The following is a 21,406-nucleotide window of genomic DNA, read 5'->3' as shown; positions in this document are numbered from 1 at the left end:
GCTGTTTCCCTTTCGACTATGGATCTTATCACTCACAGTCTGACTCCCGGATATGAATGAATGGCATTCGGAGTTTATCTGAATTCGGTAACCCGAGATGGGCCCCTAGTCCAAACAGTGCTCTACCTCCATCATTCTCAATTCCGAGGCTAGCCCTAAAGCTATTTCGGAGAGAACCAGCTATCTCCAAGTTCGTTTGGAATTTCTCCGCTACCCACACCTCATCCCCGCACTTTTCAACGTACGTGGGTTCGGTCCTCCAGTGCGTTTTACCGCACCTTCAACCTGGACATGGGTAGATCACATGGTTTCGGGTCTACGACAACATACTCATTCGCCCTATTCAGACTCGCTTTCGCTGCGGCTCCGTCTCTTCAACTTAACCTCGCATGCTATCGTAACTCGCCGGTTCATTCTACAAAAGGCACGCTATCACCCATTAACGGGCTCTAACTTGTTGTAGGCACACGGTTTCAGGATCTATTTCACTCCCCTTCCGGGGTGCTTTTCACCTTTCCCTCACGGTACTGGTTCACTATCGGTCACTAGGGAGTATTTAGCCTTGGGAGATGGTCCTCCCGGATTCCGACGGAATTCCTCGTGTTCCGCCGTACTCAGGATCCTCCTAGGTGTTATCCAAATTTCGCCTACGGGGTTTTTACCCTCTTTGACATACTTTTCCAAGTATTTCGACTATCTGAATAGACTACCATATCGGAGTCCTACAACCCCAACAAGCAAGCTTGTTGGTTTGGGCTTTTCCCGTTTCGCTCGCCGCTACTCAGGGAATCGAATTTTCTTTCTCTTCCTGCAGGTACTTAGATGTTTCAGTTCTCTGCGTCTACCCCGACTGCGCTATGTATTCACGCAGACGTAACATCCTATAAAAGATGCTGGGTTCCCCCATTCGGAAATCTCTGGATCATAGCTTACTTACAGCTCCCCAAAGCATATCGGTGTTAGTCCCGTCCTTCATCGGCTCCTAGTGCCAAGGCATCCACCGTGCGCCCTTATTCACTTAACCTTTGACCTTACGGTCGGTTTTGAGTACTTCTTCTAGCGATAGAAGGTTGCTCAAGAAAATAAGCGTTGAACTTATTAAAAAACTCTTTTAACATTTCAACTCGGTGTGTGTTACTTGTTTTGATTTTTTCTTCGATATCCAGTTTTCAATGAACAAATTTTGTTTGAGAGTAAACCTCTCAAAACTGAACAAAGTCAAACGATGTGTAGTCTTCCGAAATATTCCTTAGAAAGGAGGTGATCCAGCCGCACCTTCCGATACGGCTACCTTGTTACGACTTCACCCCAATCATCTATCCCACCTTAGGCGGCTGGCTCCAAAAAGGTTACCTCACCGACTTCGGGTGTTACAAACTCTCGTGGTGTGACGGGCGGTGTGTACAAGGCCCGGGAACGTATTCACCGCGGCGTGCTGATCCGCGATTACTAGCGATTCCGGCTTCATGTAGGCGAGTTGCAGCCTACAATCCGAACTGAGAGAAGCTTTAAGAGATTAGCTTAGCCTCGCGACTTCGCAACTCGTTGTACTTCCCATTGTAGCACGTGTGTAGCCCAGGTCATAAGGGGCATGATGATTTGACGTCATCCCCACCTTCCTCCGGTTTGTCACCGGCAGTCTCGCTAGAGTGCCCAACTAAATGATGGCAACTAACAATAAGGGTTGCGCTCGTTGCGGGACTTAACCCAACATCTCACGACACGAGCTGACGACAACCATGCACCACCTGTCACTTTGCCCCCGAAGGGGAAGCTCTATCTCTAGAGTGGTCAAAGGATGTCAAGACCTGGTAAGGTTCTTCGCGTTGCTTCGAATTAAACCACATGCTCCACCGCTTGTGCGGGCCCCCGTCAATTCCTTTGAGTTTTAACCTTGCGGTCGTACTCCCCAGGCGGAGTGCTTAATGCGTTTGCTGCAGCACTGAAGGGCGGAAACCCTCCAACACTTAGCACTCATCGTTTACGGCGTGGACTACCAGGGTATCTAATCCTGTTCGCTCCCCACGCTTTCGAGCCTCAGCGTCAGTTACAGACCAGAGAGCCGCCTTCGCCACTGGTGTTCCTCCATATATCTACGCATTTCACCGCTACACATGGAATTCCACTCTCCTCTTCTGCACTCAAGTCTCCCAGTTTCCAATGACCCTCCCCGGTTGAGCCGGGGGCTTTCACATCAGACTTAAGAAACCGCCTGCGCTCGCTTTACGCCCAATAAATCCGGACAACGCTTGCCACCTACGTATTACCGCGGCTGCTGGCACGTAGTTAGCCGTGGCTTTCTGGTTAGATACCGTCAAGGGATGAACATTTTACTCTCATCCTTGTTCTTCTCTAACAACAGAGTTTTACGATCCGAAAACCTTCTTCACTCACGCGGCGTTGCTCGGTCAGACTTTCGTCCATTGCCGAAGATTCCCTACTGCTGCCTCCCGTAGGAGTCTGGGCCGTGTCTCAGTCCCAGTGTGGCCGATCACCCTCTCAGGTCGGCTATGCATCGTTGCCTTGGTGAGCCGTTACCTCACCAACTAGCTAATGCACCGCGGGTCCATCCATCAGTGACGCAAAAGCGCCTTTCAACTTTCTTCCATGCGGAAAATAGTGTTATACGGTATTAGCACCTGTTTCCAAGTGTTATCCCCTTCTGATGGGCAGGTTACCCACGTGTTACTCACCCGTTCGCCACTCTTTTTCTTTCGGTGGAGCAAGCTCCGGTGAAAGAAAAAGCGTTCGACTTGCATGTATTAGGCACGCCGCCAGCGTTCGTCCTGAGCCAGGATCAAACTCTCATAATGATTTGTTTGAATGACCATACGGTCATTAAGCTCATAAAAATTAACTTTGCTAGCTATTGCTTGCATGTATTTGTTTCAATAAATTGAAACGTCCTACACATTGGTTCGTTTGCTTGCTTTGTTCAGTTTTCAAAGGTCTACCGTGCTGTGTTAGCAACTTTTATATCGTATCAGAGCGACGTTTGATTGTCAACTCTTTTTTAAAAGTTTTTTTCGCTCGTTGTTTTTCAACTTCGTAGCGGCTGTCTCAGCGACTTTATTAGAATAACAAATGATTTGTTATTTGTCAACAACTTTTTTCAATTAATTTTGTTGATGTATCAACATTGATTAACTGTTTTAAAATTGCGACTTCGTTATAATATCATCTGTTTCATTTTTGGTCAAGTCTTTTTTTGAAGTTTTTTCAAAAGCATTTTTGACCCGCTGACTCATTTGCCAACGTTGACTAATTTACCATTCTTCTTGACTCAGGTCAAGGAAATATTTCATTTTATTTACAAAAATTTTTCAATAAAAAAAGACCGTCATAACGGTCTTCAGTCTTTCCACTAGTATACAGGTGCTAAAAGAACGGAACGCCTTCAATCTTATAGTCTTCGATGATCTTACGAAAGATATTGGGCTCTTCCCACGCATACCCTTCTGGCAGCTGTTGCGTTTGTCCTGCTTCTTGTGTTTCAAAAACAAATAAAGGAATGTTTTGCGTATCAATGTTGCCATTTGTGAGTTCAACGAGTTCGATCGCTGTCACATCAAGGTGGATACGGTCTTTAAACAATTGTAAGATCGTAGCCAAGCCGGTTTTATCTTCAGAAAAATCCGTTGACGCTAATTCCGCAGTGCCTTCGTGTATTTGCATCAAAAATCGTTTCGAACCATTTGCTAAGTGCATCATAACTGTACCCGCTACTTTTTTGGATCCCAAAATACCCACCTCAGTTATTCATCTGTTTGTAAACTAATTTTAGCACATTTTCAGAAAATATGCACGATTATCTGTTGCTGTTTTCTTTTTCTAACATTTCTTTGGCTTCTTTCACCCACACTGGTAAAGCTTCCCCAATCGTACGGAAACCAATCCGCTTATTCTTATTTGTAAAGTAGCGTTTACGCTTAAAGGGTGGCTGAACAAAACTTGATTCCAATGTACGGCGGGACAAACTGATCTTTTGGCTGTATTCGTCAATATCAATGATTTGTACACGGATCTTTTGCCCGATCTGTAAGACTTCATGGATATTTTTGGTAAACCCGGATTGGATCTCTGAAACATGGATCAATCCCTGTGTTTCCTTATCTAACGAAACAAATGCACCATAGGGTTGAATCCCAGTGACTGTTCCTTCTATAATGTTCCCGATTTGATAATTCATAGTCTTTCCTCTCTTTTCCACTTTCATTATACTTGAACTAGTGGTAGATTTGAAGCATCAGAAACAACGTTACACAATATAGGAGGGAAACGCATGATCAATTTTGACAAAGTTCATCCGCGCTTAAACACCAATAGCGTCAAATGGGATACCATTGCAAAAACCTATAAGGAAGAAAACTTATTGCCGCTTTGGGTAGCCGACATGGATTTTCTGGCACCAGAACCTGTGAAAAAAGCTTTAGAAAAAGCAGTTGCCCAAGGGATCTATGGGTATTCCACCATCCCTGATTCGCTGCTTGAATCCATCATCGATTGGCAGCAAAGACGTCATGGTTATACCATCAATAAAGAAGCGATTCTTTTTAATAGCGGTGTCGTCCCTAGTATTGCACTGGCGATCCAAAGTTACACCCAAGAAGGAGATGCCGTACTGATCCACGATCCGGTCTACCATCCCTTTGCCCAGGTTGTCAAAAACAATCAGCGGACCTTAATTCAAGAACCGTTACTGGAAAAAGATGGCCACTTCGTCATCGATTTTGAGGCGATGGAACAAACCATCATCGAAAAGAAAGTAAAATTGTTTCTTCTATGTAATCCTCATAATCCTGGAGGACGCGTGTGGTCAAAAGAAGAACTGCTGATGATCGGCCGGATTTGTCAAAAGCACCAGGTGATCGTTGTCAGTGATGAGATTCATCAAGACATCGTTTTTGCGCCAAATCACTTTGTCTCTTTCCAAACAGTCGAGCCAAGCTTTGCCGATTTTTCGATCATTTTGACTTCAGCAACCAAGACTTTTAATTTAGCTGGGATCAAAAATTCGATGGTATTTATCAAAGACCAAACCTTGCGCAGCCAATTTGCAAAAACACAGGAACGTAACGTTCAAGGGGAAATCAATACGTTTGGGTTGGTCGCTACTGAAGCAGCGTATCGTGAATCTGAAGCATGGTTAGAAGAACTATTGACCTACTTAGAAGCAAATCGCGCCTTTGTCTGCGACTTTTTGACTGAGCAACTCCCAGCAGTGACGTTTCAAAAGCCCGAAGGTACTTATTTGATCTGGCTGGATTTTTCTGCCTATGGCCTAACGGATAATCAGCTACAAAGAAAACTGATTAAAGAAGCCAATGTCGTATTGAATCAAGGAAATATCTTTGGTCCCCACGGCAGTCACCATATGCGGCTGAACTTTGCCTGTCCTAAAGAGCTATTAGAAAAAGCACTCAATCAAATCGCCGCTGCGTTTAAAGACCAACCGATCGGTTAACTCTTTCTTATGAAAAAAAAGAACCCTAAAGCTTCCATTTCAACGATCTCCTTGAGGATGGCCGTTGAAACTGCTTTGGGTTCTTTTGTTTTATTCGCTGATTTCGATCGTTTCGATCACTACATCATGCACTGGACGATCTTGTGGGCCCCGTTGCACGCCAGCGATTTCATCAACGACTGACATTCCTTCGATCACATGACCAAAGACTGTGTGACGGAAATCTAACCAAGGAGTACCACCTGCTTGATACGCTTCGATGATTTCAGCTGGATAACCAGCACCTTCTAATTGACCTAACATGTTGCTAGGAACATTTTGGTTGTTTACGATGAAAAACTGGCTGCCGTTAGTATTCGGACCAGCGTTTGCCATGGATAAAGCGCCACGAAGATTGAACAATTCTTTTGAAAATTCATCTTCAAAGCTGCCGCCATAGATGCTTTCGCCGCCCATTCCTGTACCAGTTGGATCGCCACCTTGAATCATAAAATCAGGAATGACACGGTGGAAGATGATCCCATCGTAATACCCTTTTTTCGCTAATTCAACGAAGTTTTTGACTGTTTTTGGTGCCAATTCTGGGAACAATTGTACAACTACATCCCCACGATTGGTTTTGATGACTGCTTTATGGCCAGTTTGTTTTTCTAATGCTAACTGTGGAAATTCAGACACATTAACTCCTCCTTCTCTCTCATAAATCAATGATAGCAGAAAATTGAAAAAATGCTAGTTTGGATAATTTTTGCTATAATGAAGCTATTCGTACAACACGAACATGCTTCACCCCAACGTGGTTAGAAAAGAGGAATAACATGGATATTTTTGATATAACGATTATCGGCGCCGGACCTAGCGGGATGTTTTCTGCTTTCTATGCCGGTATGCGTAACGCCAAAACCAAGATCATCGACAGCTTGCCGCAATTAGGCGGTCAGCTTGCTACTTTATACCCAGAAAAATACATCTACGATATCCCAGGTTATCCGAAAATCAAAGCGGGCGATCTTGTCCAAAACCTGGAAAAACAGTTGACGACCTTCAATCACCAATATTGTTTAGAAGAAACCGTCTTGTCGGTCGAAAAACAAGAAGACTATATCGAAGTCACCACCGACAAAGGAATCCATTACTCGAAAGCCGTGATTTTGGCTTTAGGAAACGGCTCCTTCCAGCCGCGCAAACTGACTTTGCCAGAAAGCGAGCGGTTTGAAGGATACGGCTTAGACTATTTTGTCACCGATTTGATGAAGTATGCCGGACGCAAAGTAGCGATCGCCGGTGGCGGCGATTCTGCTATCGATTGGGCATTGATGCTGGAGCCGATCGCTAGTGAAGTCTACTTGATCCATCGACGTTCTGAATTTCGTGCTCATGAACATAGCGTCAGCAAATTACAATCTTCTGCCGTCAACATTTTGACTCCTTATGTGATCCAAGAAATCCAAGGAGAGCAACGTTTGACTGGTGTCTCGTTGCAGCAAGTCAAGGGTGATGAAACGGTCAGCCTTTCATTGGATGCTTTGATCGTCAATTACGGTTTTTCTTCCACATTGAACATCAAGGATTGGGGCATGAAAAGCAGCCGCCAAGGAGTCTTCGTCTCTTCGGATATGAGCACGTCTGTTCCTGGGATCTATGGCTGTGGGGATGTCGTTTTATACGATGGAAAAGTCGACCTGATCGCTACTGGTTTTGGGGAAGCCCCAACCGCGGTGAACAATGCGCTCCACTACATTGATCCCAAAACGCGGACACAACCTGCCCATAGTACAAGTCTTTTTAAGGAGTAGCTGAGATGAAACAAGTTGGTCAACGTCAACTTGCCGCCTATACTCTCTCTTTACAGGGGGAGACCCTCACTGAGCAAATGGTTCAGTATCTGGAAGCCTTCGATCATGCCGAAACGGCAGTCCACAATCTAGCCGTTGCCCAAGAAGCCAAAGGATTGGCAGAACGGTTTCAAGTCAACGCGGATAAAGCTTACTTGGCAGGACTGCTGCACGATGTTAGCGTCGTCATCCCTAATGACCAGCGAATCGCCTTGCAGATAGCGGTAGGCGAACCGATCTTAGACGCGGAGCGGCAAGCACCTTTTTTGCTGCATCAGCAGCAATCCGCTTTGTTAGCAAAAACGGTTTTTCAGGTGTCTGATCCAGAGATTCTGTCCGCCATCAGCTGTCATACCACCTTAAAGGCCCAATATAGTCGTCTCGATCTGATCGTTTTTTTAGCCGACAAAATCAAATGGGATCGCAAAGATCAAGCACCTTTTTTAACCGGCTTATTAGAGCGCCTCTATGATTCCTTGGAAGCCGCCGCTGAGTTTTATATGGACTGGCTCTTTGCCGGTGACTTAGTGGTCCCCCATCCTTGGGCAGTGGCAGCCAAAGCAAAATTAGCAAACACCTAAATGTCAGAAGGGACTAAACCCAAACGGCATGGGCTGCAACTGGAATAGGGCACTACTTATGATTGCAATCCATCAGTCGCATGTTGACTTTTGAATAAACTTTTTTTACATGGAGGGGAACTATATGGTATTAGAAAGCAAAACACTTGAAGACAAAGCAAGAGAATTGTTGGCCGACCGCGGTGTCTCACTGCAAGACATCGGCGAATTGGTGATGTTTTTGCAAAAAGACTACATTGAAGGCATCACCTTGGAGATGTGTATCGAAAGCGTCAACGCTGTCTTAAGCAAGCGGGAAGTCCACAACACGATTTTAACGGGTGTCCAATTGGATATTTTGGCAGAAGAAAATCAACTGCTGCATCCACTGCAAGAAATCGTCAAAGAAGACGAAGGGCTTTATGGGATCGATGAGATCCTCGCACTATCCATCGTCAACGTGTACGGCTCCATCGGCTTTACTAACTACGGATACATTGATAAAGTCAAACCAGGCATTTTGAAAGAACTGAACAAGCACGACGGTCCCCGCGTTCACACCTTTTTAGATGATATCGTAGGTGCCATCGCCGCTTCTGCCGCAAGTCGCTTAGCCCATCAACACCCAAGTAAATCTCATTACATTACGCAATAAAAAAAGACCAACGATTCACCTCTCTCAAAGGAAGTGGATCGTTGATCTTTTTTCATTACGCTGTTTTTTTCAAGCCTCGTTTCCCCCACCAATAGAAGGCAAAAAAGAAGACTTCAATCAAGACGAAAAAGAGAATAAAGCAATGCATGAAAAACGTTTCTGGCAGCACGTTGATGATCGGATCGGTGGCTGGATTAAAGAGCCAATCGTCGTTACTGAAGAAAATCTCATGGAACGTAACGAAAAAGCGGTCAAAGCCGACAGCCATCAAAAACCCGAAAATCAGCGGCAAAATCATCCCCCATTGAAAGGGACGAATCAAGCGCCATTGCTGTTGTTTTTGCCGTAACCGATTGACGAACCAGATACTCGGCAGCACCGTGACGATCATCACAGCATAATTTAATAGAAACAACTGCTTCACATCGTAAAAATGCCCAGCGCCAGCTTCAGACATTGGAAAATCGGGCAAGGCGAGCGTACTTGCAAAGGGATTGTTTAGAAAATCTAACAATAAGCCATAGTTCTTCAACAACTCTTCTCTTGTTAGCGAGGTATAATCCAGCAGATTTAAGTGATCTACATCAAACCAATATAACGGTCGAAAATTGATCGTTAGGGTGATCGCTAGACTGACCAAAAACAAAAACAAGCAGACAAATCCTAAGCGTTCAAGCCACACTTGTTTTTTCATTGTTCAAAATCCCACTCATCTAAAGAATCAACCACATAGGTTGGTGCTACTGGTAATGTCGGAACTGCCGCTTTCGGGGTAAAGCCAGATAATACGAGCAAAGAATCGATCCCGTTTTGGATCCCCGAGCGAATATCCGTTTCATAATTGTCCCCCACCATCAAGACCTCTTCTTTTGATAAGCCGATGTGTGCCACCGCTTTTTCCATAATGATGGCTTCTGGTTTGCCAATAAAAATCGGTTGCGTTTGGGTGGCAGTCTCCACCATTGCAATCAGTGAACCCGCACCTGGCAACAAGCCTCTTTCCGTCGGGATATTTTTGTCGGGATTGGTCCCGATAAAGGTTGCTCCTTTTTGGATCGCTAACGTTGCTAAAACAAATTTTTCATAGGTCACGTGGTTGTCTAAACCAACCACGACATAATCCGGATTGGTTTCTTCCCACTCAAACCCAGCAGCTAAGATCAAATCGATCAACCCCGCTTCGCCGATCACAAACACTTTGCGGCCTTTGCCATGGTCTTTCATAAAATCGATCGTTGCCAAGCTTGCGGTATAAATCGTTTCTGGTGCCACATGGATCGAAAATTCATCCGCCAATCGCTGCGCCACGACTTCGGGACTGCGGGTCGTATTATTGGTCACAAATAAATAGGGCAGTCCTTTTTTTTGTAAGGACTCTACGAAGCGTTTCCCAGCAGGGATCGGCTCTTTTCCTAAGTAAATCGTACCGTCTAAATCAATCAAATAGCCTTTATATTTCATCTTATTCTTCCCTTTGTCGAATCGTAAACTCTTTTTTGCCTTTTTTCACCGTAGTTGTTTCGGTTTTTTTGACGTTCTTTTCTTTTGGTTTACGATTTTTGATCGTTGGTTTGCTTTTTTTCTGCGGTACTGTGTCACGCTTTTCTTCTATATGGGCGTTTTGTTGTGTATTTTGATTTTGATTGTTTTGGGTTGGCTTTTTCTTGCGTCGGCGGGAGGTACTTTTTTCTTTCTTGCCGCCAACTCGTTGGATCACAAAATAGGCACAACCGAAGTTGCAATACTCATACAAATAGTCTTCCAGCATGTCGATACGCTGATCGGGTAATGCTTTGCGGTTATCCTTTTCAAAAAAGCCTTTCAAACGCAGCTGCTCATAACCCCAATCCCCTACGATATAGTCATAACGTGCTAGCACTTCACTGTAACGCTCGCCAAGCTTTTCTGGATTGAAGCCTTCACGATAATCCATGACCAGTTTGTATTGTCGATTGCCAATCATTAATTCTTCATCATTTAACAAAGTCACCAACTCGCCTTTTTGCGGTTGTTTCGCTGGTTCTTCAATAATTTCTTCTAGTACAGATGTCATTTCATCTGTGATCGTTTGTTTTTCGGTCATTTTTTCACCACCTGCTGTTTATTATACCTTGTTTTATTCCCCAATGATAGTCGGGGTTTTCTCGCAAAAACCAGCTGGAGAAGTGACGAACTACTGAATGGGGTATTTCTGACTCAGGTAATCTCCGACCACTGTGCGAATAAAGTCTGGAAAAAGAAACTCAACGGTTCCAGCAATCTCGATCGTCGGGAAAAACGGAATAAACAAGTAGTGATCCACAAGGGTCAACGTGTAGCTTTGAGCAGGATCGACGGGCTCTTGTTTCCACAATACTTGGTGGTTTTTTTCATCAAAGCGGATGCCTTCATAAACCAGTTCACCAAAAATCTTCCCTCGAAAACCCATTCCCATAATTGGGAAATTGCGCAAAAAGTTGCGATTTTTTTCCATCTCTAAGATCAATCGAATGACATCCGCGCCTTGCAGCGTCACCCGAATCAAATGCATCGGATGGGGCAAAATCGTGTGCAGCTGATCTTGATCGACCCGTCCTTGCGGCAAATCATCTAAAAATAGCCCCGTATTTAAGATGGCGGCCGCCGTTTGTCCTTTGGCACATAATGCCAAAAGCGCCTCCCGAACCAAGGAATGTTGACTTTGCCAATCCCTCGTAAACGCTGCTGGAATTTCTGCCACCTGATTTGCCCGCAACAAGCGATGACCGATCGATAGATATTCGGCGATCTCTTCCTCATCTTGCGGAAAAGCCACCAACGAATCGGTCGGAATCACACGGGCGCGATGCTTGATTGGGCGGTGGTGATCATCTAAGACCACTTCGACTTCGCCAATGTTAAAACCAAACTTGCCAGCTGCACCAATTTGGACCCCATTGATGACTTCGCCCTTTTCAAACAAATGGTGCGTGTGGGAACCTAAAATAACATCTAACTCTGGAAAGTCCCTCGCAATTTGGCGGTCAGCATTGATGCCTAGATGGCTCATCAAGACCAGCAAATCGACCTCGGGGCGCAAATGCTGCACCAATGAAGGCAAAATCTCCAAGGGTTCGCGAATGTCCCAACCGTTGGGGGCATATGTTAGCGGAAAAGGTGCCGTAAAAGCGATCAAGCCGATTTTGGCGCCTTGATTGCTTTCCATGATTTTGTATTCTTGTGCCCATTTGGGTGGACGCAAATCCTGTTTATCAAATAAATTGCCTAAAATGACAGGAAATTCTGCTTGGTCATATAGATGCTGCAAGACCTCTTTGGGATTGCCGACTCCCTCATTGTTCCCAATCGTCACCGCATCGTAATGTCCTTGATTCATCAAATCGACATTCGCCTTGCCGTCAGTTGCTTCTGTCAAAGGATGCCAGCGATCGACAAAGTCGCCTAAGTCGACCGCGATCACTGTCTCTTCGGTCGTATCCGCTTCTCGTTTTCTTTGATCCAAATAACGCCGCATCTTCGGCCAATGTTCTAGGTGGGAATGCAGATCGTTGGTATGGATAATCGTAATTTTCTCCATTGTGCGCCTCTTTTCAAATACGTCGCCTGAAATCACTATCCGTTTCTCTTGGCATCAAGGATTGCCAGCAGAAAGACGACGGAATTCTCTACAAAATAAGCATAGCATAAAATCTCTGGGAAACCATTGGAATGCTTGGAAAAGATTGGAATAAATAGACAGTCATTTGTCAAAAAGTACCGCCATGTTTTGCTCAATTGTTGGAATGATTTTTTTCCAAGCAAATACGATCCAAAATATATAGCACTAACATACGATCATACAATTATTGAGTAATTCTCGTTTATCGTATATACTGTATATACGATATAAGGAGGAGATGTAAAGTGAGTATTCAAGAACGAAAAATTAGAAAGAGCGGAAATTCAGTTGTTTTAACATTATCGAAAGAATTATTAGAAAAAATAGGAATTCAAGAAAATGATTACGTATTTGTTGATGAAGACAAATTAGCTGCTGCAATCACGAAAAAGTCATTACCTTCTGAGCAGGAACTCGAAATCAATCGTTTAATCGATCAATCTTTTTCTCAATATGAAGAGATGTATAAGGAGCTCGCAAATCATTGACAATCTACTTATCAGAAAAACAAATCATAAAAATGAATGTCGTGCTTATCAAAAGTCAAACACCAAATGAAGAGATCGGCTTGCGTGATCCATCTGGATTAGCCATGGCTGTAAAACAACCGCAACAAATCGTTTTTTCAAAAGAATTATATCCCTCAATGGAGGAAAAAGCTGCAATCCTTCTAATCAACTTAATCAAAAAACATCCCTTTCATAATGCCAATAAACGAACGGCTTTCATGGCAACGGATGTTTTTTTCAAGCTTAACCACTATGAAACTTTTTTCGAACAAAATCAAACGATTGCATTTCTGGTGCACATTGCGAAATATGACGAAAATAAATTTGATACTTTAAGACGATCAACCTCTGACTACCTTCGAAAATACACAAGAAAGTCGTAAAAAAGTAACTAGCTAATCAGCAATTCTTCACCTACAATCAAACAATCGTGATTCACTTTTTACTAGATTGGCTAAAAATTGATCATGAAAATTTATCAAAGAGAAGACTCAACTAAAGACTTTCAGACAATAAAAAAACCTAAGACAGTCTGTCTCAGGTTTGAATGGTCATCGATTCAATTAGTACTACTGCTTTCTTCAAAAGCAGGCAGTTTTTCAATCAGACACATGGAGAATCCTGCTTAGTGCTGCTTCCTTCCGGATCTGACACGCTTCACAAGACCTCCATTGTCCTAGCCTTTCGGCAAAACTTAGTATAACGTATTTCGTTAGAGATTGCCAGCCTTTTTTTGTTTTTTCTTTTCTCGTAATGCTCGGAAAAAATCTGTTAGCAGCTGTCCACATGCTTCTTCTAAAATGCCGCCTTCCACATAGGACCAATGGTTGAAGCGCTCATCTTCCAATAGATTCATCAATGTACCGGCAGTGCCGCCTTTGGGATCGTAGGCACCAAAATACACTTCTTCCACCCGTGCCAATAACATCGCTCCACTGCACATCGGGCATGGTTCCAAGGTCACAAACAGCTGCGCTTGTTCTAAGCGCCAACTTCCGACCGTGCGACAGGCATCTTCGATCGCAAACATCTCCGCATGCGCTGCGGCTTGTTGCTGCGTTTCTCGTAGATTGTGCCCACGACCAATGACTTTGCCATCCAAGACGACAACAGCACCGATCGGTACTTCTGCCAAACCTTCTGCTTTTCGGGCTTCTTTGATTGCTTCTTCCATAAAAAAGGCTTTTTCCTCGGCAGTCAAGGTACTTGTTTTTTCCACGACTTCTCTTTCACTCCTCTACCTCGCACCATTTCGTGCATTTCCTTGTTAGTATAACGAAAAACGCTCAGAAAGACGAGAAAAACTCGCAAAGACCGATGTCCCTGCGAGTTTCAAATGGAATGATTGGCTTAAAAGACGGAATCAACAAAGCTCGTCAACTTGTCTTTGACATGTTCTGTCGAATCTTTGATATTGTCTCCGTAAACAGAGATTTTGTTGCGGCCCTCATTGACTTTTTTCATCACACCTAACAACGAATCCAATTCATTGTCAGACAAGCCGTCTACGACATCCAGCAATTTTTCATTGCCGTTGAATTTGTCATCGACAAATTTCTTTACTTTGTGTCGGTTGCAAGCGAAGCGTACTTTATTGAATACTTTGTCTGATACAACGACGGCAGTAGTGATCCCAGCGATCGCTGCAATGCTTAATCCAATCGTTACTTTTGATGATGTTTTCATATCGATCAGCTCCCTTATTTTGCTACTTCCATCATAGCACGAGGACTGAAATAAAAACACTATTTCGTTTAAATCGCTTTGAATCTTAATCCTTTAGGAAAGAAGTTTTTCACGGTTCCTTGGACTTGTTTTCCAAAACCGACGGGGATCTCATCGACTGTCAAAATCACCCACCCAGCATTTCCTGACACGCTCAAGGTTTCACCTGCCACATACTGTTGCCATTGCGACAAAGTGATCGGCACTATCGGTGCCCCTTCTTCTGCATGGATCGCCAATGCCAACGCATAACTTGGTTCGATCCGATTCTTCTTAACGACGCCGACATGCAAACCTGGGCGCATAAACTTGATCCCTTTTAAAGAAGGCATTTCTTCAGGAACGAGCCAGAGGTTTTCACCTAGCAGCTGTGGCGTCGCATTCAGTGCCTGTAAAAAAGGAAAACCCTTGCGAAAGGCTTGCCACAACTTTTGAGTCGCTGCATCTAATGGGCTCTTAGCTGTCGCTCCTTTGCCTTTTTTCTTCTTTTTCACTGGCGCTGCTTCTGCTTGGGAGGTCAATTTCGCAGCGAAATGACCTTCTCCTTGGTTTAAATGCGGCCATAAGCGGATGGTTTTCTCAATCCCTGGTGCCTCTCCCCACTCGCTGCGCCCATGAGATACATTGTCCAAGTCGATCGCTTCGATCGCGAAGGGATACTCCTCCATTAACCAAGCCATCATCGCTTCGTTTTCTTCTGGGGCAAAGGTACAGGTGGAATAGATCAGCTGGCCCCCCGGTTTTAGCATCGCAACGGCTTGTGCCAAAATGTCTTTTTGCCTGATCGCACACTGCTCAGGTGTATCTGCTTGCCATTCTTCTAAGGCGACGGGATCTTTACGAAACATCCCTTCACCAGAACATGGGGCGTCCACCACGATCTTGTCAAAAAACTGAGGAAAATGGCGGCTCAATTCTTGCGGCGCCTGATTGGTGACGACTACATTTGGAAAGCCCCAACGCTCCACATTTTCTGATAAGATTTTGGCACGCTTGGGGAAAATCTCATTTGCTACAAGCAGCCCTTTTCCTTGTAATTGGCTTGCCAGCTGCGTTGTTTTGCCCCCTGGTGCCGCACATAAATCTAAGACCCGCTCCCCTGGTTGAGCGGCTGCGATCGTTGCTACGATCATCGCACTAGGTTCTTGGCTGTAGACATAGCCAGCTTGATGGAGCAGTGAACGGCCTTTGACTTCGCCAATATAAGCAGCTTCTGCATAGGGGGCGGGTACAGCGGCTGGTCCATATTTTGCCAGCATCGCTTGTGCGTGCGGCTTGGCAACATTCAAGCGAAAGCCTTTGACTGGCTGATTATCGGTCAAAGCGGTAAAAAAAGCTGGTGCTTCTTCTCCTAACAACCGTTGGTATTTTTCAATAAATGGTGTTGGTAATTGCATACTTACCCCTCCTCGGCTTTTTTATTCTAGCGACTGAGAAGCAATTATGCAAGAATTCCTTGATCAAATGGCAAAAAAACTGCAGCTGAGTGAAGTGGGCGACTAAATCGCTTCGACTTCTCTTTGCTGCAGACCTTTTTTATTTAAAAATCGCTTTTTTGACACTGCTTTCGATGAATGGCTGAGAGACACGGTTGTCCCAGAATTTGATCAGTGGGCCTACTAAAAAGGCACTGATGAAGGTTCCGATCCCGATTGGTCCGCCTGTAAAGAGTCCAATCAAGGCAAAGGCAACGTCTTGAATCACCCGCACCACTCGATAATTAGCTTTCGTCTGATCGACGATGGTTGGGGCGATCGCGTCATAGGGGGCGCTGCCCAAATTCGCTGACATATAAAATGAAGCTCCGAAGGTAAAGAAGATGATCCCGATCAACAAGAACAAACCTTGCTGCCACCAATTATTCGGACCGACGGATAACCAATCAAAAACATTGGTATAAAAGTCGATGAAGAATCCTGTGAGCACCATATTGATGACCGTGCCGATACCGATATGGCGACGGCCAAAGATAAAAATCAATACTAGGACAGCGATATTGATCATCAATTGATAGACCCCAAGGGATAACCCTAGCAACTCACCGACACCGATATTGGCTGCCGTGTATGGGTCTAGCCCCACTCCGCCGACCCGCAGCAATGCCGCCCCAAATCCTAAAATGGCGACACCAATCAACGCATACAACGAGCGTAATCCTGTTTCTTTTTTCATTAAAATTTCTCCTTTTTTCTCATCTGTTCTTTCAAGTATAACGAGAAAAAAGGAAAATGGGAATTTCAACGCTTCACAGGGCCCTTTGTAGGGAAGGGATCTGCCTTAGTCATCTCCTTTGCTTCTATTGAAAAGCCAGTGGCAACAACCATTGTTATTAAGTAGTTTGATTTTCGTTTCCTTCATACTAAGGTTGCACGTTCCACTACTCTGGCTTCACTGGAACCATCACTTCAAATATCTGCAATTCTTTTTGGGTGGTAAAGACTTCATCTTGCCATAACAATTCCCAAACATCGCCATCGATCTTCAACTGCTTCTCTTTTAGAAAGGCTCGGATGCGGTGGGTAAAAGCGGCAATTTGTTCCTCTCCTTCACTGACAAACCCAGAAACATATGTACCAGCGGGACGGGTGATGATCAGCTTTTCCGGATAGAGATGTAGCCGATCTTGGGGAATCAAGATCAATGCCCGATAAGGAGATGCGTGAAAAGTCTGATCCTCCAACGTCGTTCCGGCACTTAAAAAGCCAATGGGGTAGCCACTGAAGGCATCTTTATAATCCACTAATGGATAAAAACGAGCGTACACTTGATAAGCAGATTCTGGATCATCGCCGGCGATCTCTTCAGAAACGATAAACGCCTCTGCTTTATGATGCGCTATGGTAAAGGTCACAAAATCAGCTTCCTGTACTTTTTCATAGCGTTGAATATAGCGATCAAAAGTTCGTTCCAATTCTTGTAGCGCTGCGATTTTGTCACGGACTTCTCCTCGCCGTTCCACAAGTTCCTTTTGGGTGTATTCCGGGTTGCGGTTTTTCAAAAATTGGCGAATGTCTTGCAAGGGCATATCCAAAGAACGCAACATCAAAATCACGTCTAACTCAAGGCATTGTTCAAAGCCGTAATAGCGATAGCCATTGTCACCTATTGAATGAGGTTTGAACAGATCGATCTGATCATAATAAATCAATGTACGCCGACTCACACCGGCATAAGCGGACATCTCACTGATGGTCAATTGTTTTTTCAAAAAAAAATTTCACTCCTTGCTTGACTGTAACGTTACGTTACAGTTTATTCTACCATAGAACAACATTTTTGGAGGGAAATCATGAAACAATTACAGTTATTTTATAAAGAAGAACGACGCTTCTTTTTCAGTTTATTTCTTTTGATGCTGGTCCAATCCTTCGGCACACTCCTGTTGCCGTATTTTTTGGCAAAAATCATTGATGAAGGGATCTTGAAAGTCGACACGACAGCCATTTGGCACAATGGCTGGTGGATGTTTGCCATTGCCATCGGCACCGTGATCGTCTCGGTAGGCGGTAGTTATTTATCTGCCCACCTTTCAGGAAAATTCGGGCATTTTTTGCGGATGCGCCTTTTCAAAAAAACACAGGAACTCTCTGTATCCGCTGTTGATGGCTATGGTACGCCCACTTTGCTGGCACGTACCACCAGCGACATCAACAACATCCAACAAATTTTGATGATGGCGCTGCAAATGATTTTGCCAGCCCCAATGATCGTCGCAGCTTCAATTTTTCTAACCGGCACCGTCTCTTTGCGGATGATTTGGGTCCCAATCGTAGCGATCCTATGTTTTTCAATGATCGCTTATGGAGTGATCCGCAAAGCGATCCCATTATCACAAATCACGCAAAAGCTAGTCGATAAAATGATGCGGATCTTACGAGAAACCTTTACCGGCGCTCGGGTGATTCGAGCATTCGACAAAGCAGCTTACGAAAAAGAACGGACAGATCAAACCTTGACGGAATATGCGAAAACCATGATCCAAGTCAATCGCCTCTTTGCTGTCTTGAATCCGACCGTCAATTTAGTAATGGGACTCTCGATTTCGACCATCCTTGTCTACGGCGGCTATCAAAGTCTGCAGGGCCATCTTGCTATTGGTAGTATTACTGCCATCATCGAATACACGATCCTGAGTCTTTGGTTTTTGACTATGGCAGCGATGGTGATCGTGATGGTACCTAAAGGCTTGACTTCCTTGCAACGGATCGAAGAAGTGTTAGAAGAACCAATTGATTTGATCGACGGTGACCAAACCTTGGACAAGGCCGCCGTGTCTGAAGCGATCGCCGCTTTCAATCAGGTGCAATTTACGTATGAAGGCGCCGAAGAACCTGTCTTAGAAGATATCAGCTTCGAGATCCACCGAGGCAAAACGACAGCGATCGTTGGCGGAACTGGCTCTGGCAAAAGCACCATCGCCAAAGCGCTGTTGCGTTTCAAAGATGTGACTGCTGGTTCGATCACACTTTTTGACCATAACATCAAAGAGATCTCACAAGCCGAATTACGGGACCAAATTAGTTATGTCCCGCAAAAAGCGCTCTTGCTTAGCGGCACGATTCAAGAAACCCTGCGTTTCGGCAATCGTCCAGCAACCCATGAGGCGATGGCAAAAGCTGCTGAAGTTGCTCAAGCCAAGTCATTTATCGAAGGCTTGCCTGAAGGTTATGAAAGTCCAGTTGCTCAAAAAGGCAGCAATTTCTCTGGCGGTCAAAAGCAACGATTGAGTATTGCCCGAGCGTTGACAAAGCCCGCAGAAATCTACTTCTTTGACGACAGCTTTTCTGCTTTGGATTATCAAACAGACGCCAACTTGCGGCGTGCATTGAAAGAATACACGAAAGATGCCGCCGTCATTATCGTGGCTCAACGGGTATCGACCGTCAAAAATGCCGATCAAATCATTGTTTTAGATAACGGCAAAATGGTCGGTAAAGGAACCCACGAAGAATTATTACGCAATTGCCAAACTTATCAAGAGTTTGCCTCATCTCAAGGAATGGGAGGAATGAAGGATGAGTAAACAAACAATGGATACACCAAAAAACATGAAACATACAAGCCGACGTTTGCTGCGTTTGCTGATGGAACAAAAAGCCCGCTTTCTACTGATTATCGCTTCCGCCTTGTTCTTTTCCTTACTGATGTCCATCGCCCCTTTGATTTTGGGGCGTGGACTGGATAATCTGATTGCCTTGTTTCAACAAGAAGGCTGGCAGATCAATGATTTTTGGCAAAGTATTTTAGGTCCAGTCGTCCTATTAGCGGGAACGTGGCTTTTGATCAGTCTCTTTTCCTTGCTGCAAGAGTATACGATGGCCAGTGTCAGTGAAACCCTGACCTTGACTTTACGCAAACAAATCAGTGACAAATTCAATCGCCTGCCTATCAGTTTTTACGACAAACATCATACTGGCGATATTTTAAGCCGAGTGATTCTCGATTTAGATAAAGTATCCGAAGTCTTGCAAGTCGGTTTGATGCAGTTGATCACGGCAACTATCAGCATTACCTTCGGCTTGATCGCCATGCTTTATCTCAGCCCATTACTGACGATCGGCGTGGTCCTGATTTTGCTTTTGAGTGCTTTTGTGACTACCGTTCTCGCACGAAAAAACTTGAGCTACTTTACCAAAAACCAAGAAACATTAGGTGCTGTCAGCAGTCGTGCGGAAGAGTTTTATACCGCAAATCCTCTGATCAAATCCTACAACCAGCAAGTTGCCGTTGAAGCGGAAATGGCGGAATTGAGCGAAGCCCAATTTAAAGCCTTTCGAAAAGCACAGTTCGTCAGTGCAGCGATCAATCCTTTCGTGCGCTTTATCAATCAAATCGGCTTTATCTTAAGCGCCGTCGTTGGTGGTCTGATGGTGTTGCAAGGGCAATTATCCATTGGTCTCGTACAAGCCTATCTGCAATACATCAACCAAGTGTCTGAACCGATCACGCAAGCTTCTTATATTATGAATACCTTGCAAAGTGCCTTAGCATCTCTCGAACGAATTTTTGAAATCCTTGATTATCCTGAAGAAGAAACAGCGACCCAGCAACTGCCAGTTCCACAAACCATCAAAGGAAAAATCGATTTTCAACACGTCTCCTTTGGCTACAACAAGGAAAAACTCCTGATGGAAAACGTCGAATTTTCCGTCAAACCAAAACAAACGGTCGCGATCGTCGGACCAACAGGTGCTGGAAAAACCACCATGATCAATCTTTTGATGCGCTTTTATCCATTGAATGGTGGGAAGATTTTGCTGGACGATCAAGACATGATGTCCTTTTCGGCACCGGCAGTACGGAAAAAATTCGGTATGGTGCTGCAAGATACGTGGCTGTTCCAAGGAACCATCGCTGAAAATATCGCTTATGGCAATCCCGATGCCACTCGAGAAGACATCTTGGCTGCCGCCAAAGCCGCCCAATGCGACCACTTCGTGCGAACCCTGCCCAACGGTTACGATACCGTTATTGGTTCCGAAAGCGAACTGTCACAAGGACAACAACAATTATTGACGATCGCCCGGGCGATTTTAGCAGACCCAACGATCCTGATCCTTGATGAAGCCACCTCCAGTGTCGACACGCGGACGGAACAAATGATCCAAACGGCGATGGATCGTTTGACCCAAGGACGAACCAGCTTTATCATCGCCCATCGTCTTTCTACCATCAAAAATGCCGACTTGATCTTAGTAATGAAAGACGGCTCTGTCGTCGAAAAAGGTTCCCATACAGAATTGCTGGCACAAGAGTCACTTTACGCCCAACTATATAACAGCCAGTTTGCAACAGCTTGATGAAAAAAATGACCAAACGACTCATAAAAAACGTTTGGTCATTTTATTTTTAGTATATCCCCACCTTTCCCTACTATTCTTCTTTAAAACAGTATTTAACTCTTTCCTAACTTCCATTAACTTACAAAAAATATTTATTTTCTGAAAGTCGATTATTGTTGTTACTAATTAATCGGTAAACTAAAAACCAGCTAGACGCATGTCTAGCTGGACTTAAAAAA

The 21,406-nt window shown here is 44.5% G+C and carries 20 protein-coding genes, 2 rRNA genes and 1 other RNA gene (1 of these 23 cut by a window edge); 8 read left to right on the top strand and 15 right to left on the bottom strand.

Annotated elements, in window-relative coordinates:
- The 4 genes from IGI84_RS03145 to IGI84_RS03130 form a co-directional block, all read right to left on the bottom strand.
- Nucleotides 1-1,024: ribosomal RNA gene (locus tag IGI84_RS03145) — 23S ribosomal RNA — on the bottom strand; it reaches 1,891 nt to the left of the window's first position.
- A 229-nt stretch (nucleotides 1,025-1,253) separates the two neighbouring features.
- A 16S ribosomal RNA gene (locus IGI84_RS03140) occupies nucleotides 1,254-2,813 on the bottom strand.
- The 16S and 23S rRNA genes sit together here, the layout of an rRNA operon.
- 565 nt (nucleotides 2,814-3,378) lie before the next feature.
- On the bottom strand, nucleotides 3,379-3,741 hold the full coding sequence (locus IGI84_RS03135; RefSeq protein WP_034871858.1) for a hypothetical protein: 363 nt from the start codon (nucleotides 3,739-3,741) through the stop codon (nucleotides 3,379-3,381).
- 67 nt (nucleotides 3,742-3,808) lie between these two features.
- Nucleotides 3,809-4,189 carry a CvfD/Ygs/GSP13 family RNA-binding post-transcriptional regulator gene (locus IGI84_RS03130; protein ID WP_005231980.1) on the bottom strand — a complete coding sequence of 127 codons (381 nt, stop codon included), beginning with the start codon at nucleotides 4,187-4,189 and terminating at the stop codon, nucleotides 3,809-3,811.
- Between the two features lie 93 nt (nucleotides 4,190-4,282).
- Here IGI84_RS03130 and IGI84_RS03125 point away from each other — a divergent pair, with 93 nt between their 5' ends.
- Complete coding sequence (locus tag IGI84_RS03125) at nucleotides 4,283-5,464, top strand: MalY/PatB family protein (protein WP_194194856.1); 1,182 nt, start codon at nucleotides 4,283-4,285, stop codon at nucleotides 5,462-5,464.
- Between the two features lie 90 nt (nucleotides 5,465-5,554).
- Here IGI84_RS03125 and IGI84_RS03120 read toward each other — a convergent pair whose 3' ends face one another.
- Nucleotides 5,555-6,142 carry a peptidylprolyl isomerase gene (locus IGI84_RS03120; RefSeq protein ID WP_005227659.1) on the bottom strand — a complete coding sequence of 196 codons (588 nt, stop codon included), beginning with the start codon at nucleotides 6,140-6,142 and terminating at the stop codon, nucleotides 5,555-5,557.
- Between the two features lie 140 nt (nucleotides 6,143-6,282).
- Between IGI84_RS03120 and IGI84_RS03115 the strand changes: the two genes are divergently transcribed.
- The 3 genes from IGI84_RS03115 to IGI84_RS03105 all read left to right on the top strand — a co-directional run bounded on the left by IGI84_RS03115 (nucleotide 6,283) and on the right by IGI84_RS03105 (nucleotide 8,514).
- The gene (locus IGI84_RS03115; RefSeq protein WP_430600752.1) at nucleotides 6,283-7,260 is read left to right on the top strand and encodes an NAD(P)/FAD-dependent oxidoreductase; all 978 of its coding nucleotides are present in this window, start codon (nucleotides 6,283-6,285) and stop codon (nucleotides 7,258-7,260) included.
- A 5-nt stretch (nucleotides 7,261-7,265) separates the two neighbouring features.
- On the top strand, nucleotides 7,266-7,880 hold the full coding sequence (yqeK, locus tag IGI84_RS03110) for a bis(5'-nucleosyl)-tetraphosphatase (symmetrical) YqeK (RefSeq protein WP_430600751.1): 615 nt from the start codon (nucleotides 7,266-7,268) through the stop codon (nucleotides 7,878-7,880).
- A gap of 124 nt (nucleotides 7,881-8,004) precedes the next feature.
- On the top strand, nucleotides 8,005-8,514 hold the full coding sequence (locus tag IGI84_RS03105) for a phosphatidylglycerophosphatase A family protein (protein WP_005227653.1): 510 nt from the start codon (nucleotides 8,005-8,007) through the stop codon (nucleotides 8,512-8,514).
- Nucleotides 8,515-8,569: 55 nt separating this feature from the next.
- Here the strand turns inward: IGI84_RS03105 and IGI84_RS03100 are convergent, their stop codons facing one another.
- The 4 genes from IGI84_RS03100 to IGI84_RS03085 form a co-directional block, all read right to left on the bottom strand.
- A complete protein-coding gene (locus IGI84_RS03100) occupies nucleotides 8,570-9,208 on the bottom strand; it encodes a TIGR01906 family membrane protein (protein WP_074536563.1) in 639 nt (212 codons plus the stop codon).
- On the bottom strand, nucleotides 9,205-9,975 hold the full coding sequence (locus tag IGI84_RS03095) for a TIGR01457 family HAD-type hydrolase (RefSeq protein ID WP_077453612.1): 771 nt from the start codon (nucleotides 9,973-9,975) through the stop codon (nucleotides 9,205-9,207). The genes IGI84_RS03100 and IGI84_RS03095 overlap by 4 nt, the downstream gene beginning before the upstream one ends.
- 1 nt (nucleotide 9,976) lies before the next feature.
- Nucleotides 9,977-10,597, bottom strand: coding sequence for a YutD family protein (locus IGI84_RS03090; RefSeq protein ID WP_015509029.1), 621 nt, complete (start codon nucleotides 10,595-10,597; stop codon nucleotides 9,977-9,979).
- A gap of 90 nt (nucleotides 10,598-10,687) precedes the next feature.
- On the bottom strand, nucleotides 10,688-12,070 hold the full coding sequence (locus IGI84_RS03085; protein WP_430600747.1) for a bifunctional metallophosphatase/5'-nucleotidase: 1,383 nt from the start codon (nucleotides 12,068-12,070) through the stop codon (nucleotides 10,688-10,690).
- 326 nt (nucleotides 12,071-12,396) lie between these two features.
- Here IGI84_RS03085 and IGI84_RS03080 point away from each other — a divergent pair, with 326 nt between their 5' ends.
- Complete coding sequence (locus IGI84_RS03080; RefSeq protein ID WP_005227642.1) at nucleotides 12,397-12,639, top strand: addiction module antitoxin; 243 nt, start codon at nucleotides 12,397-12,399, stop codon at nucleotides 12,637-12,639.
- Nucleotides 12,636-13,043, top strand: a complete 408-nt coding sequence (locus tag IGI84_RS03075; RefSeq protein WP_142425529.1) for a type II toxin-antitoxin system death-on-curing family toxin — start codon at nucleotides 12,636-12,638, stop codon at nucleotides 13,041-13,043. The genes IGI84_RS03080 and IGI84_RS03075 overlap by 4 nt, the downstream gene beginning before the upstream one ends.
- Nucleotides 13,044-13,256: 213 nt before the next feature.
- Here the strand turns inward: IGI84_RS03075 and ffs are convergent.
- From ffs to IGI84_RS03045, 6 genes are all read right to left on the bottom strand, one after another.
- Nucleotides 13,257-13,343: signal recognition particle sRNA small type (gene ffs, locus IGI84_RS03070), an RNA gene on the bottom strand.
- A gap of 29 nt (nucleotides 13,344-13,372) precedes the next feature.
- Nucleotides 13,373-13,879, bottom strand: coding sequence for a tRNA adenosine(34) deaminase TadA (gene tadA, locus IGI84_RS03065; RefSeq protein WP_194194859.1), 507 nt, complete (start codon nucleotides 13,877-13,879; stop codon nucleotides 13,373-13,375).
- Nucleotides 13,880-14,010: 131 nt separating this feature from the next.
- Nucleotides 14,011-14,346, bottom strand: a complete 336-nt coding sequence (locus tag IGI84_RS03060) for a hypothetical protein (protein ID WP_005227636.1) — start codon at nucleotides 14,344-14,346, stop codon at nucleotides 14,011-14,013.
- Nucleotides 14,347-14,414: 68 nt separating this feature from the next.
- On the bottom strand, nucleotides 14,415-15,782 hold the full coding sequence (locus IGI84_RS03055) for an RsmB/NOP family class I SAM-dependent RNA methyltransferase (protein ID WP_430600744.1): 1,368 nt from the start codon (nucleotides 15,780-15,782) through the stop codon (nucleotides 14,415-14,417).
- 139 nt (nucleotides 15,783-15,921) lie between these two features.
- Complete coding sequence (locus tag IGI84_RS03050) at nucleotides 15,922-16,557, bottom strand: YczE/YyaS/YitT family protein (RefSeq protein WP_010748831.1); 636 nt, start codon at nucleotides 16,555-16,557, stop codon at nucleotides 15,922-15,924.
- A gap of 205 nt (nucleotides 16,558-16,762) precedes the next feature.
- Nucleotides 16,763-17,566 (bottom strand): MerR family transcriptional regulator, encoded by an 804-nt coding sequence (locus IGI84_RS03045; RefSeq protein WP_430600954.1) that lies wholly within the window; start codon nucleotides 17,564-17,566, stop codon nucleotides 16,763-16,765.
- 108 nt (nucleotides 17,567-17,674) lie between these two features.
- On the opposite strand from IGI84_RS03045, the gene IGI84_RS03040 reads away from it, so the two are divergent.
- On the top strand, nucleotides 17,675-19,408 hold the full coding sequence (locus tag IGI84_RS03040) for an ABC transporter ATP-binding protein (protein ID WP_081119048.1): 1,734 nt from the start codon (nucleotides 17,675-17,677) through the stop codon (nucleotides 19,406-19,408).
- A complete protein-coding gene (locus IGI84_RS03035; protein ID WP_081119047.1) occupies nucleotides 19,401-21,185 on the top strand; it encodes an ABC transporter ATP-binding protein in 1,785 nt (594 codons plus the stop codon). The genes IGI84_RS03040 and IGI84_RS03035 overlap by 8 nt, the downstream gene beginning before the upstream one ends.
- Nucleotides 21,186-21,406: the final 221 nt, after the last annotated feature.

This window comes from Enterococcus sp. DIV0008, assembly GCF_050542615.1.
GTDB classification, from domain to species: domain Bacteria; phylum Bacillota; class Bacilli; order Lactobacillales; family Enterococcaceae; genus Enterococcus_D; species Enterococcus_D innesii.
Note: the sequence above shows the minus strand (reverse complement) of the source record. Positions and strands in the feature narration are given on the sequence as shown.